This is a genomic window from Mycobacteroides sp. H001 (genome assembly GCF_001440005.1).
Classification (GTDB): domain Bacteria; phylum Actinomycetota; class Actinomycetes; order Mycobacteriales; family Mycobacteriaceae; genus Mycobacterium; species Mycobacterium gwanakae.
The window spans coordinates 94,178-107,209 of record NZ_LJYH01000042.1 but is presented as its reverse complement, the minus strand read 5'-3'; the positions used below and the strand labels follow the sequence as shown (position 1 = coordinate 107,209).

General features: G+C 64.2%; 14 protein-coding genes and 1 tRNA gene. 10 read left to right on the top strand and 5 right to left on the bottom strand.

The window, feature by feature from the left end; translation table 11 throughout:
• The first annotated feature begins 32 nt into the window (after positions 1 to 32).
• The 4 genes from AOT83_RS20140 to AOT83_RS20125 all read left to right on the top strand — a co-directional run bounded on the left by AOT83_RS20140 (position 33) and on the right by AOT83_RS20125 (position 2,058).
• Entirely contained in the window at positions 33 to 1,070 is a 1,038-nt protein-coding gene (locus AOT83_RS20140; protein ID WP_057965236.1) for a pyridine nucleotide-disulfide oxidoreductase, read from the top strand.
• Positions 1,067 to 1,414, top strand: a complete 348-nt coding sequence (locus AOT83_RS20135; protein ID WP_046252489.1) for a DUF202 domain-containing protein — start codon at positions 1,067 to 1,069, stop codon at positions 1,412 to 1,414. Before AOT83_RS20140 ends, AOT83_RS20135 begins: the two co-directional genes overlap by 4 nt.
• Positions 1,415 to 1,536: 122 nt before the next feature.
• Positions 1,537 to 1,608, top strand: a tRNA-Thr gene (locus tag AOT83_RS20130).
• Between the two features lie 51 nt (positions 1,609 to 1,659).
• Positions 1,660 to 2,058, top strand: a complete 399-nt coding sequence (locus AOT83_RS20125) for an HNH endonuclease (protein WP_198530383.1) — start codon at positions 1,660 to 1,662, stop codon at positions 2,056 to 2,058.
• 8 nt (positions 2,059 to 2,066) lie between these two features.
• Here AOT83_RS20125 and AOT83_RS20120 read toward each other — a convergent pair whose 3' ends face one another.
• Positions 2,067 to 2,813, bottom strand: a complete 747-nt coding sequence (locus tag AOT83_RS20120) for a hypothetical protein (RefSeq protein WP_057965225.1) — start codon at positions 2,811 to 2,813, stop codon at positions 2,067 to 2,069.
• A gap of 116 nt (positions 2,814 to 2,929) precedes the next feature.
• Here AOT83_RS20120 and AOT83_RS20115 point away from each other — a divergent pair, with 116 nt between their 5' ends.
• Together AOT83_RS20115 and AOT83_RS20110 are read left to right on the top strand one after the other, a co-directional pair.
• Complete coding sequence (locus AOT83_RS20115) at positions 2,930 to 3,670, top strand: response regulator transcription factor (RefSeq protein ID WP_272909190.1); 741 nt, start codon at positions 2,930 to 2,932, stop codon at positions 3,668 to 3,670.
• Entirely contained in the window at positions 3,646 to 5,166 is a 1,521-nt protein-coding gene (locus AOT83_RS20110) for a HAMP domain-containing sensor histidine kinase (protein WP_272936927.1), read from the top strand. Before AOT83_RS20115 ends, AOT83_RS20110 begins: the two co-directional genes overlap by 25 nt.
• Here the strand turns inward: AOT83_RS20110 and AOT83_RS20105 are convergent.
• Together AOT83_RS20105 and AOT83_RS20100 are read right to left on the bottom strand one after the other, a co-directional pair.
• Positions 5,138 to 5,542 (bottom strand): HIT family protein, encoded by a 405-nt coding sequence (locus tag AOT83_RS20105; RefSeq protein WP_030094182.1) that lies wholly within the window; start codon positions 5,540 to 5,542, stop codon positions 5,138 to 5,140. The two genes, AOT83_RS20110 and AOT83_RS20105, sit on opposite strands and share 29 nt — an antisense overlap.
• A 9-nt stretch (positions 5,543 to 5,551) precedes the next feature.
• Positions 5,552 to 6,535, bottom strand: a complete 984-nt coding sequence (locus tag AOT83_RS20100; protein WP_030094183.1) for an EamA family transporter — start codon at positions 6,533 to 6,535, stop codon at positions 5,552 to 5,554.
• Positions 6,536 to 6,607: 72 nt separating this feature from the next.
• Here AOT83_RS20100 and AOT83_RS20095 point away from each other — a divergent pair, with 72 nt between their 5' ends.
• From AOT83_RS20095 to AOT83_RS28235, 3 genes are all read left to right on the top strand, one after another.
• Positions 6,608 to 7,501, top strand: a complete 894-nt coding sequence (locus tag AOT83_RS20095) for a LysR family transcriptional regulator (RefSeq protein WP_030094184.1) — start codon at positions 6,608 to 6,610, stop codon at positions 7,499 to 7,501.
• Between the two features lie 172 nt (positions 7,502 to 7,673).
• Complete coding sequence (locus AOT83_RS20090) at positions 7,674 to 8,558, top strand: metal-dependent hydrolase (RefSeq protein WP_057965224.1); 885 nt, start codon at positions 7,674 to 7,676, stop codon at positions 8,556 to 8,558.
• Between the two features lie 424 nt (positions 8,559 to 8,982).
• Complete coding sequence (locus AOT83_RS28235) at positions 8,983 to 9,693, top strand: iron-sulfur cluster-binding domain-containing protein (RefSeq protein ID WP_234797644.1); 711 nt, start codon at positions 8,983 to 8,985, stop codon at positions 9,691 to 9,693.
• Here the strand turns inward: AOT83_RS28235 and AOT83_RS20080 are convergent.
• Together AOT83_RS20080 and AOT83_RS20075 are read right to left on the bottom strand one after the other, a co-directional pair.
• Positions 9,688 to 10,551 (bottom strand): alpha/beta fold hydrolase, encoded by an 864-nt coding sequence (locus AOT83_RS20080; RefSeq protein ID WP_030094187.1) that lies wholly within the window; start codon positions 10,549 to 10,551, stop codon positions 9,688 to 9,690. The genes AOT83_RS28235 and AOT83_RS20080 overlap by 6 nt on opposite strands.
• The gene (locus AOT83_RS20075) at positions 10,548 to 12,326 is read right to left on the bottom strand and encodes an amidohydrolase family protein (RefSeq protein ID WP_057965222.1); all 1,779 of its coding nucleotides are present in this window, start codon (positions 12,324 to 12,326) and stop codon (positions 10,548 to 10,550) included. The genes AOT83_RS20080 and AOT83_RS20075 overlap by 4 nt, the downstream gene beginning before the upstream one ends.
• Positions 12,327 to 12,434: 108 nt before the next feature.
• Between AOT83_RS20075 and AOT83_RS20070 the strand changes: the two genes are divergently transcribed.
• Positions 12,435 to 13,031, top strand: a complete 597-nt coding sequence (locus AOT83_RS20070) for a TetR/AcrR family transcriptional regulator (RefSeq protein WP_057965221.1) — start codon at positions 12,435 to 12,437, stop codon at positions 13,029 to 13,031.
• Position 13,032 lies beyond the last annotated feature (1 nt).

The following is a 13,032-nucleotide window of genomic DNA, read 5'->3' as shown; positions in this document are numbered from 1 at the left end:
CCGAGATTTTCGACGCAGAGAAGGGCAGAACAGTGAGCGAGTACGGATGGACAGTGGTCGGTGCGGGCCCCGCGGGAATTGCGGCAGTGGGGAAGCTCCTTGATCGCGGAGTGCCGTCCGGCTCCATCGCTTGGATCGACCCGGAGTTCGCCGCAGGTGACTTTGGTACGAAATGGCGTGCCGTGCACAGTAATACGTCGGTCAAGCTGTTCATCAACTACCTGACGGATGCGCAGTCCTTCCGGTTCGCGCATGCGCCGCATTTCGCGCTGAACGACCTTGCGCCCACGGACACGTGTCTGCTCGGTGATGTGGCGGACCCGCTGGTATGGATCACCGGCCAGCTCCGCGAGCAGGTGAGCGCCCTGCGCACCACCGCGACGGGGCTGTCGCTGCACGGCGGCCGGTGGACCGTAGAGACCGAAATGGGCGGGATCACCTCGAAGAACGTGATTCTCGCCGTCGGCTCGGTTCCCAAAAACCTGGACTATCCGTGGCTGAACGAGATTCCGCTAGAGGCGGCACTCAACCCTGAGAAGCTGGCCGCGCTGCCGCTGGAGGGCGCCACTGTCGCAGTCTTCGGCGCTTCGCATTCGAGCATGATCGCGCTGCCCAACCTCCTGGCGGGGCCCGCGGCCAAGGTGATCAACTTCTACCGCGGGCCGCTGCGCTACGCGGTCGATATGGGGGACTGGACACTGTTCGACGACACCGGCCTGAAGGGGGAGGCGGCACGGTGGGCACGGGAGAACATCGACGGGGTGCTGCCTGCCCGACTGCAGCGATGCCTCGTCGACAGCCGCGAGTTCCCCGAGCTGCTCCAGAGTTGCGACTACGCGGTGTACACCGTGGGATTCAGCCCGCGGCCGGTGCCCGCGGCGCCGCAGTGGGGAAAGCTGGAGTACAACCCAGCCAACGGGATCATCGCCCCTGGTCTCTTCGGTGTGGGAATCGCGTTCCCCGAGTATCGGATTGACCCGATGGGCTTCGGTGAGCACCGTGTCGGTCTGCAGAAATTCATGGACCGGCTCAACAAGGTGTTGCCGCTGTGGCTGAAGTACGGCTCGTGACCGTCGGCGAATCCGTTGGCGCCGAACCTGATTACCGATTCACGCTCGCCAACGAGCGGACATATCTCGCGTGGGTGCGCACCTCGCTGGCGCTTATCGCCAGCGGTGTCGCCCTCATGCAGTTCGTCCCGGAGTTCTGGATTCCGGGTGCCCGGCATGTGGTGAGCATCCTTTTGGTGACCACGGGCGGTCTGTTGGCGATGGCGGCTGCGCGACGCCGTCGCCGGGTGCAGGACGCCATGCGCCGCGACGCCGACCTGCCCCCGAGTCACATGCCGACCTTCCTCAGCGTCCTGCTGCTGGGGATGGTCGTGCTGTTGGTGGCGCTGCTGGTCAAGGGCTGAGTCTCGGAGTGACATCGTGTGTGGGCACTCCTGAAGACCGCTGTCTCTGCAGTACCTGGCTGCGTGCGGCGGTCTCCGTACGCAGCGTGAACGAAGACCGCTAAGCTGTACGACGTTCCATTGCCTCCTTAGCTCAGTGGTAGAGCACCGCTCTTGTAAAGCGAAGGTCGTCAGTTCAATCCTGACAGGGGGCTCAACGCGTCATCTGCCGTGTCGGTGCCTTCACGTAATTTCAGCCCATGAGACTGTGCCTTGGTTGCGGCGCACCACTTTCCAGGCGAAGCCAGAAGGTCTATTGCGGCAATGCTTGTCAGGCAGCAGCCCGACGCGACGCCAGTACCAGACTGTGGCTCGAATCCGGTGAGGCCCGGGTGCGCAGCGAGCAGGGTCACTTCATTCGGCTCTTTCTCGCCGAGGCCCAATTGGGCCGTTGCGCGATCTGCAGCGGAGCGAGCATCTGGCAGGACTCCCCGCTTGTACTGGTGTTGGACCATATCGACGGAAACCCTGCCAACAATTGTCGAGAGAATCTGCGACTCGTCTGCCCGAATTGCGACTCGCAACTGCCGACCTACAAGAGCCGCAATCGCGGCAATGGCCGCAGTTTTCGCCGGCAGCGCTATGTCGACGGAAAGTCGTACTAGCCAGCCAGCTATATCTCGCCTTCGATAACCCGTTCGGACCGTATCGGCTGCGGTGAACCGGACGGCCGGGACGGACGCCGGCGCGGCAGGAAACCGCCCAGCGGACCGACCACGGAGCTGAGCGCCGAGACGGTATCGGTCAGTAGCTCGATGGTGGGTGTCAGCGCGTCAATGTTGGGGGCCACCTTGGCAGCCGTCTCCGACAGGTTGGCCAGCTGCTGCAGCGGACCGTCTGTGGCGGTGAATTTGTCCAGGACGCCCTCTTCGCGCATCAGCCGTTCCAGGATCCCGTCCTCCGCAAGCAGCTGGTCGACCAGCCCTCCCGGAGCGAGCGCCCGGTCCAGGGCGCCATCCTGTGAAGTCAATCTGTCGACGGGCCCGTCCTTGGCGAAGAGCCGGTCCAGGACGCCGCCGGGTTCGGTCAGCCGATCAGCAAGCCCGCCGGGCGCCATGACACGCTCCACCGGCCCGCCCGGCCGCAGCGCTCTGCCAAGCGGTTTGTCCTCCTCCATCAGCTCGGCGACCTTCATGGCCGACTGCAGCGGACTCTTACGCCCGGCCATCCCCAGCAGGGATTCGACGGTGCCGACCAGGCCCGCGCCGGGGTCACGGCGTCCGTCATGGGGCTCCCCGTCGGGAAGTTCGGCGAGAATCTCGCGCCCGGTATCGATCGCCTTGGCAGCCACCGCCAAGCCGGTATCGGCAACGGCCAGCGAAATCCTGAGCGGCGCGGTGATCAGCGACACCAGCTTCATGGCACAACTCTAGGGCGAGTTTGCGCGGTTGGCTGACAATCTCCTGTGAAGAACTCACAGGAACCTCACAGCGAAGATCCAGCGCACCGTAAATTTTGAGGGGAAGATTGTCGGAGGTGAGCATCACGACTGAGACACACCAAGGAACGTTTCCCGTCAACGGCACCACGCCCGCCAAGGTGCTGGTGGTCGACGATGAGTCGAACATCGTCGAGCTGCTCTCGGTCAGTCTCAAATTCCAGGGGTTTGACGTCTATACCGCCGATAGCGGGGCTGCCGCGCTGGATCTGGCCCGCACGGTTCGCCCCGATGCGGTGATCCTCGATGTGATGATGCCCGGGATGGACGGGTTTGGCGTGCTGCGGCGTCTGCGCGCCGACGGTATCGATGCTCCGACGCTTTTCCTCACCGCGCGTGACGGACTGCAGGACAAGATCGCCGGGCTGACGCTGGGCGCCGATGACTACGTCACCAAACCGTTCAGCCTCGAAGAGGTGGTGGCCCGGCTACGCGTCATCCTGCGCCGTTCCGGGATGGGCTCGGAGCCCGCTCGCAAGTCGCGGCTTAGCTTCGCCGATATCGAGCTCGACGAGGACACCCACGAGGTGTGGAAGACCGGCGAGCCCGTCGCGCTCTCGCCCACCGAGTTCACGCTGCTGCGGTATTTCATGATCAACGCGGGCACCGTGCTCAGTAAGCCCAAGATCCTCGACCATGTGTGGCGTTATGACTTTGGTGGCGACGTGAACGTCGTCGAGTCCTACGTCTCGTATCTGCGGCGCAAGATCGACAACGGTGAGAAGCGTTTGTTGCATACGCTTCGTGGCGTGGGATACGTATTGCGCGAGCCGCGGTGAGTACCCGCCCCGGCGTTCGTCGGGGTGTACCGCTGCGGGTGAGCCTCGTGGTCGGAACGTTGGTTCTGGTCGCGCTGGGGTTGGTGGCATCTGGCATCGCGGTGACTACCACCATGCAGCGCACCATGATGAACCGCGCCGATCGGGAGCTGATCGACGCCGCTAATGGGTGGGCGAATCGGCCCCCTCCGCCGCCGCCGACTTTCGACACCAACCGGCATCGGCCGCCGTCCTTGTTCTTCATCCGCACCACCGATGACCGCGGGCGGGTGGTCATCATGCTCAATGACCGTGCCCGGGCCGATCCGGACCTGCCGTTCGACAATGATGTGGGCGGCCGTCCCGTGACGGTGCGCTCTGCCGACGGCACCACCGAGTGGCGTGCGGTGTCCCGCCACGACGCGATGGGCGGGTACACCACCGTCGCCCGCGACATCACCGATGTGCGCACTACGGCCCGGGACCTGTTGTGGTTGCAGGTGGCCATAGGGGCCGCCGTGCTGACTGTGCTTGGTATTGCCGGATATTGGTTGGTGCACCGCAGTCTGCGGCCGCTGGCCGAGGTGGAGGCGACGGCCGCCGATATCGCCGCGGGCCATCTCGATCGACGGGTGCCCGAACGCGACCCGCGCACCGAGGTGGGCCGATTATCGTTGGCGCTCAATGGAATGCTGGCGCAGATTCAGCGTGCGGTGGCCGACTCGCAGAAGTCCGCGAAGACGGCCCGCACCTCTGAGGAGCGCATGCGCCGGTTCATCACCGATGCCAGCCATGAATTGCGCACACCCCTGACCACCATCCGCGGCTACGCCGAGCTCTACCGCCAGGGCGCGGCCACCGATATCGAGCTGGTGCTTGGCCGTATCGAAGGCGAGTCGACCCGCATGGGTCAGCTCGTGGAGGACCTGCTGCTCTTGGCGCGATTGGACGCACATCGGCCCATGGAACAGCGCCTCGTCGACCTGCTGGTGCTGGCCACCGACGCCGTGCACGACGCGAAAGCCACTGCGCCCGAACGTGATGTGGAACTGGAAGTCTTCGATGGGCCAGGGACCCCGGAGGTCATCGGAGACGAACTGAGGTTGCGTCAGGTGCTGGGCAATTTGGTGAGTAACGCGCTCGGGCACACCACCGCGGCCGTCCGGGTTCGGGTGGGCACCGAGGGAGATGACGCCGTCCTGGAGGTCATCGACGCGGGACCAGGCATGACGAAGACTGATGCCGAACGCGTCTTCGAGCGGTTCTATCGCGCGGACACGTCACGTACCCGCAGCAGCGGCGGCACGGGGCTGGGGCTGTCGATCGTTGATGCCCTCACCGCCGCACACGACGGCACGGTCACCGTGCACACCGCGCCGGGTGCGGGCTGCCGATTCGAGGTGCGGCTGCCGCGCGCCGACATGACCGACGACGACGCCGGACCGGACGACCTGGACACCACCGCGACGGCGCCAAAGATCGTGCGGACTAGTCGATCTCAGCCAGCGCAGCCTTGATCTTCGCCTGCGCCTCGTCGAGGGATTCCGCCGAGGCATTGGAATCGGCGTTTTCGAAGCTGAAATCGGTCAGCGTGAAACCCGGGAAGACGTGCACATGCAGATGGGGCACCTCCATCCCGGCGATGATGTAGCCGGCGCGTGGGGCGTCGAAGGCTTTACGGATGGCGCGGCCGACGCGTTGCGCGACGAGGTTGACCTTCGCGAAGACGGCCGCGTCGATGTCCTGCCACTGGTCGATCTCGGCGCGCGGCACCACCAGGGTGTGGCCCTGGGTGATCGGCGCGATGGTGAGGAACGCGACGACATCCTCGTCCTCATAGACGAACCGACCGGGCAGCTCTCCGTTGATGATCTTCGTGAACACACTCGACATGCCCATAGGTTAGTGGGCCGTTCGCGAGGCGCAGGTCGCGGACAGTTCGAGGGGCACGGGGTCGTGCGCGTCGCTGGTATCGGTATCGGCATCGGCCGTGGCGACGGGGCGCGCAGTCATGCCGATCAGGCATCCGGTGATCACCACCGCCGCCCCGAGGAGTTCCATCGCGGTGGGGCGCTCGCCGAGTGCCAGCCACGAAGCGGTGATACCGACGACCGGAACCAGCAGCGAGAACGGTGCCACCCGGCTGGCGGGGTAGCGGCCCATCAGGTACGTCCACAGGCCCAGGCCGACGATGGTGGCCAGCAGCACGATGTACGCCAGGCCGCCGAGGGCGATGAGCCCGCTGCGCTCGCCGAGTGACGTCAGCGAGTGCCATCCGGCCGACGGCCCTTCGGTGAACGCCGAGAGCGCGAACAGCGGGATCGGCGGTACCACCGACATCCACAGGGTCAACCGCATGGGCGTGTGCGGATCGCTGTTGTCTGCCATGGCTTTTCGGCTCGCGATGTTGCCGAACGCCCAGCCGAGGGCGCCGAGCAGCGTCAGGATTACCGGCACCACGGCGGCAGAGGCCCCATGCACGGCCCGATCGGCGGCGATGAGAGCCATGCCGCCGACCGCGAGGGTGATCCCCGCGACCTGCAGACGCGACATCCGTTCGCCGAGTAGCAGCACGCCGAGGATCACCGTGAACGGCGCCGAGGCCTGCAACACCAAGGAAGCGAGCCCTGTCGGCATCCCGTTCGCCATGGCCAGGAACAGGAACGCGAACTGAACGGTGCCGAAGCCGATCCCGTACAGCAGGAACCATCGCAGCGGTACTCGTGGCAGGGGCACGAACAGGATCACCGGGATCGCCAGCACCGCGAACCGCAGTCCGGCGAAGAAGATCGGCGGGAAATGCTCGAGCCCAGCGTGGATCGCCACGAAGTTCAGGCCCCACAACACTGCAACTGTCAGTCCGAGGAGACGGTGCCGGGTTGTCATGCCGTTGATCCTGCGTATCCAATCGATTTAGCACAATCTAATTAATGTGCACTATTGATGTAGATTTCCTTCATGGATGCGCGCCGCCTGCGGATTCTCCGAGAATTTGCCGATCGCGGCACCGTCGGCGAGGTGGCGGACGCGATGAGGCTCACCCCCTCGGCGGTGTCGCAGCAGTTGAAGGTTTTGGCACGGGAGGCCGGTGTGCCGCTATTGCGGCAGGACGGGCGGGGTATCGCTCTTACCGAGGCAGGTCGCGCGCTGGTACTGCGGGCCGACGAGGTGATTGCCGCCGTCGACCGCGCGGCCGAGGAGATGGTGGCGTATCGGGAGGGGACACAGCCGATCGTGCGGATCGCGTCGTTCCCGTCCGGTGGGAGCCTGCTGCTGCCCAGGCTGGTGGCCGCGGTGGCCGGTGAGGTCGATGTGCGTCCGGCAGACGAGGACGTGACGTACAGCGAGGCTCCCGGGTTGTTGACCGAGTACGACATTGTCGTCACCCACCGTGACGAGCGGGCCGCCGTGCTGAGCTCTGCACGGGTGTGGTCGATGACGCTGATGCGTGAGCCCATCGATCTGCTGGTGCACAAGAATCATCCGCTGGCGGGGCGAGGATCGGTGACTCCGTCCGAGTTGGCCGACGAGACCTGGATCAGTGTCCCGGAGGGATTTCCGGTGGACGATGTGCTGGTCTCACTCGGAGTGTCGGCGGGTATTCGACCCCGAGTCCGGTTCCGTTTCAAGGATTTCCAGATCGTCGAGGATATGGTGGCGCACGGCCATGGCATCGCGCTGATGCCGCGATACGTGAGCCGGAGTCCGCGGGTGGCACGCCTGGTCATCCGCGAGGTCCGGGCGGGACGGCTCTACGAGGTGCTGGTCCGTCCCGGTGCCCAGCACCGTCCGGCGATTGCCGCAGCGATCCGCGGCCTGCAGGACGCGGCGGCGGTACTGCAGTCGGGATAGTCGCTGTGGTGTGTGCTCGGCCGGTTGGGTCTCCCATCCATCGGCGAGATCTTTGTGAAAACCGACGCAACAGACACCCGTCCAGAGGGCCGTTGGCATCGAATTACTCCCAAAGCGCAAGAACGTCGGCTCGATCGGTGTAGTTTGCGCACGTTGTCGGTGAGGAGTGTCAATGGCGACCGATAGGTTTGCTCCCGAGGAAGTGGCGCTGCGCCCACGAAATGTCCATTTTGACTGGGGAGCCTCGCCGCTGCACTGGATTCCTGGCGATCCGTACGCATCGCATGTCGTGACGGCGCTCAATTTGTTCCTGCCGGTGGCTGAGCGCTGGTTCAGCGCGTTGTTATCCGATGCGCTGGAATACGTGCGAGACGAGCACCTGCGCGAGGAGATTGTCGGCTTTATCGGACAGGAAGCAGTGCATGCGAAGACGCATGATGAAGTCTTGGTCGACTATGTGCGCCGGCATGGGATCGATCCGGTGCCGTTCACGCGTCAGCTGGAGTGGGTCGTGGCCCAATACGGCCATCGTTCCGCGCGGGCGAATAAGACGAACCGGCGTAAGGCGCTGGCCTCCGGAACCCACGCGCTATGTGCCGCAGAGCATTACACCGGTGTGCTGGGTCATTGGGCACTGAACAACTCATGGGGCGAAATGAACGCCGACCCGATGTTGTGCGACCTGTACCGGTGGCATGGAGCCGAAGAAGTGGAACACCGGCACGTCTCGTACAACGTGGCGAAGTATTTCGGCATGGACTATCTCGCCCAAGTCGTGTCGGGGGTCATGGTTAGCGTTGTCTTCTTCGTAATGCTGCTGCGCGGCACCAGGTTTCTTGTCCACGAAGATCCGGTGTTGCCAAATATCGGCTACATCCGGCTTTTGTGGAAGCTACGCGCTTCCGGGCGGCGGGGTGCGGTGCCCGCTGCCGGATACATAGCTCGCAGCGGACTCCGGCTGCTCAAACGCGACTACAGCCCGGTGGATGAGGGCAGCACTGCGCAGGCGGTCGCCTATCTGGCCACGTCCCCGGCGGCACGCCTTCTCCATGACTAAGGGCCGATTGTCACGGCTCGCAAGAGGTTTACTCAAGCCGTACACGGGCGAGCCGCCCCCTGGGCTCTACCGGGACACCCGCCCTGACGCCTTGATCCGTTTAGCGGGTGCGGCAGTTCCGCACTTTGTGTCGTTGGTGATGCGTCTTGGCGGCGATCGTGAACTGCCCGAGCTTCCGTGCGTCACAAACCGACGAACGGTACGAGTGGTGGATCGTAGGGTGCTTGCCGGTGATTCGGATGTTGTACAGCTGACGCTTGTAGCCGACGATGACGAACCGTTGCCGAGTTGGCATCCGGGGGCGCACATCGATGTCCACCTGCCGTCGGGGCGAATACGCCAGTACTCCTTATGCGGTGATCCACTGCAACCGCTAGAGTATCGAATCGCAGTGCGCCGCATCGAGAATGGAGGCGGTGGGTCCGTGGAGGTACATAGGCTGGCCGCAGGTCATCGAATCGACATCAGTGGCCCCCGCAATGCCTTTATGCTGGCGTTGCCCGGAGTGTCGTCGCGTGCCACAAGTCTGCACTTCATCGCCGGAGGCATCGGCATCACACCGATCTTGCCGATGATCCGGGTGGCCGAGCAGCTGGGTGTGCCCTGGACCTTGTGTTACACCGGTCGGCATCGAGGCAGCTTGCCGTTCGTGGACGAACTGCTTGCGTTCGGAGACAAGGTGCGGGTGCGCACCGATGATCAGGGTGGATTGCCCTGTGCCGGTGAGCTTCTCGGCGGGTTTGACAGAAGAACGGCTGTCTATGTGTGCGGTCCGCCACTGATGGCGCAGTCGGTGATTCGAGCAATCCCGCTGGGCGTCGAGCTACACACCGAGCGATTCTCGCCGCTACCTGTCGCTGACGGTATGGCGTTCGAGGTGGAGTTGGCACGTACCGGAGACGTACTGGCTGTCGCACCGCAGCAGACTGTGTTGGCCGCGTTGCGGGTCGCGCGGCCTAACATCGGGTATTCCTGCCAACAAGGGTTCTGCGGGACGTGCATACAGCGCGTGCTGTCCGGTGAGGTAGAGCATCGTGATGGAACCCTCACCGAGCAACAGCGAGCGGCGGGCCACATGCTGGTCTGCGTTTCCCGGGCGACATCGGCGGGCGCCCGGATCGTGGTGGACCTATAGTCCCGCGACCCGATTTGTATGCGCCTTAATGTGTTCCAGCACTAGAGCCGCAGTTTCGCTCGGTCGTTCCGCTGCGATCCAGTGGGAGACACCATCGAACACCTCGAACCGATAAGGCCCGTCGACGTATTTGGCGGTATTTTCGGCGGCCCTGCGACCCAGCGCCGCATCGTCGGTGCTCCATACATACAAGGTCGGGATCTGGACCTGCCCAGGACCGGACGGCTTGGCATACCGCATAGCGCGGTACCAATTGATGGTCGCGGTGGCGGCGCCAGGCTCGCGTGCCAATTCCAGTGTTTCCTGGACCTTGGCGTCGCTGAGCCTCATATCTCGTGCCAACTTGCGGACGAGCAGGCCGTTCCCTGTGGTCTGTCGTTCCGGTAGCCAGGGGATCTGGAAGAAGAGCATGTACCAAGACTTCAGAATCTGCCCGCGCGGCAAGGCGGCGAGAAACGCCCGCGGATGTGGCACCGAGAGGATGGATGCGGTGATCACGCGGTCGGCATGCTGCCCGGCTAGTTCCCAGGCGACCGCAGCGCCCCAGTCATGTCCCAGCACATGGAATTTCGGTACTTCGGCCTGATCGGCAAGTGCCAGGATGTCGCCGGCTAGCTTGTCGAGTGTGTAATTCCGTATGCCTTTAGGGCGGGCACCGGGGGAGTAGCCCCGCTGGTCCGGGGCCAGCACCCGAAACCCGGCGGCGGTGAGGATCGGGATTACACCGCTCCAGCTGTCTGCGCGCTCGGGAAAACCGTGCAGAGCAACGATCACCGGTCCGTCGAGCGGGCCCTCGTCGATGACGTCGAAGGTCAGCCCGTCATTGGTGAACGTCGACAGGCGTGTCGCCGCGCTCATCGGACCGCGAGTTTCTCACCGGCCTTCAGATACCGGCCGGTCTGCAGATCGTGCCCGTACCCCTCGATGAACTCACCGAGACGGAACACCACCTTGCCGCCGACCGCGGTGGCAATGACGGTCTCGTCATTGCGGTTCACCATGCGAGACAGGTTGTCGAAGAATGGAGCCTGCGCCTCGTTGTAGGCATCGACGCTGCCGTCCAGCTTCTCCGGATCGATGATGACGAAATCGGCACGGTCGCCCTCGCGCAGGTGCCCGGCGTCCAGCCCGAACCAGTCGGCCAGTTCGCCGGTGAGTCGATGCACGGTGTGGCCAAGGGACAAGACGGGTTTCCCGGCCTTCTGGGCGTCGTTCATGCGCTTGAGGAAGCGCAGGTGGAAGTTGTAGAACGCCATATTACGCAGGTGCGCACCGGCATCGGAGAAGCCCATCTGGAAGTTGGGGTCCTTGGCCATCTCGTCGAGCACCTTGGGACGGTGGTTGCCGACGGTCGTCGTCCAGCGGACGTTCTTCTCGCCGTTCTCGACCAGGACGTCCAGGAAGGCATCCAGTCCCTCGATTCCGCGCTCGTCACCGATCTGACCGAAGGTCTTGCCGATCAGCGAGGCATCGGGGCATTCCACGATGACGGCATCGTGGAAGTCTTTGTGCCACAGGCCTGGCTTGTGCTTCTTGATGGCGAACTCGCGCCGGAATTTGCGGCGATACGCCTTGTCGGCCATCAGTTTGTTGCGCTCGAGCTGCTCCTTGATGTGCAGGGCGGCGGTGCCCGCACCGAACTCCTCGAACACCGGCAGATCGATGCCGTCGGAGTACAGCGTGAACGGCACGGGCAGGTGCTGGAACTTGACGTTGGACTTGAAGATCTTGTTGCCGATTCGTGCTGCGGCGCTGAAGAACACGTTGGCGCCCTTGATGCTCTTGGAGTCGGCCGCGACCAGCAAGCTGACGGGAACAGCCTTGCGGCGCTTGAAGAAACGTGTTCCCGTGGACAGGAAGAACAGCACCGCGGTGGCCGGGTTGTTGATGTTCGGGGCGCTCTGCAGGATGCGGTCGCGCTTGCGCAGCACGTTGATGAGGCGCCACCGCTCATGCCACCACGCGTAGGTCGACGGCAGCGCGCGCGAGCGGTAGCGGTCCCCATCGAGCTTGTCGATCGGGGCGTCCATTCCCGACATCCCCAGCATGCCGGCATCGAGTGCCTTTTCGAGCATGTCAGCCATGCGGTCGAGTTCCGTGCGGGTGGGGAAGGACCAGTTGTTGGTGGCGCGGCCCAGTCCCATGACGGCGGTGCGCAGATCGGAATGCCCAAGGAAAGAGGTCACATTCGGGCCGAGCGGCAGCGCGTCGATCTTCTTGACGTAGCTTTCCGGATCGGTCCAGTCCTGGAACTCGTTGAGCGCGCCGATCACATGCTTGCGAGGCACCGCCTCCACACGGCTGAACAAGTCGGCGGCGTCGTCGGGCTTGGCATAGACGGTCGACATGGAACAGCAGCCCAACACGATGGTGGTGACGCCGTGGCGCACCGACTCATCGAGGCCGGGGTTGAGCAGCACCTCGGCGTCGTAGTGGGTGTGCATATCGACGAACCCAGGCAGAACCCACTTGCCGCCGGCATCGATCACCTCGGGGCAATCGGTCTCGTCGAGCGGCGTGGTGGAGACGGTGGCAACCCGCCCCTCCTTGATACCGAGGTTGGCCCTACGAGGTTCGGAATTGGTGCCGTCGAACCAGAGGCCATCGCGAATGATCAGGTCGTAGTCGCTCATGGGGGCTGCCCTTCGTTGGGTGTTACGGCGAGTCTAAAAAAGATGGCAACCAATCACAATGTTAGTGATGGGCGCCACATTGGAGTTGCATTCCTCTAGTGTGCACCCGTGAGTCCCACCCAGGCCGAGCGCCGTGAATCCACGATCGCGAGGCTGCTCGAATCCGGTATCGGCACCATCGCTGAGCTGGGATATTCGCGTGCCTCCGTGCAGCGGATCGCGAAGCGGGCCGGGCTCTCCTACGGGGCGCTGTTCCGGCATTTTCCGACTGTCGGTGAGTTCATGGCCGCGGTGGCGCGCGAGACGCTGCGTCGCCAGCTGGCCACCGTGCGCGCACAGTTCGACGAGGCGGGCGACCGCCTCACCGAATTCGAGGACGTAATGGCGGTGATGCGCTCGCTCAAGGAGGAGCCCATCAACGCCGTGCTCTACGAACTCATGGTGGCCGCGCGCACCGACACGCAGCTGCGGGAGACCTTGCAGGTCGCGGTCGCCGAGTACGGCGCTCAGATGGTCACGCTGGCGCGCTCGGTGCCGGGAACCGACCGGTTGTCCGACACGGAGCTGGTGACGTTGGTCTTCATGATCACCGACATGTTCGACGGGGAGGCACTGGTGAAGACGCTGCGTCCCTATCCGGAGCTCGTCGCGGGCAGGGACGAGTTGCTTGCCAAGCTACTGCGGGGATACCGCCCGGATGCATAGC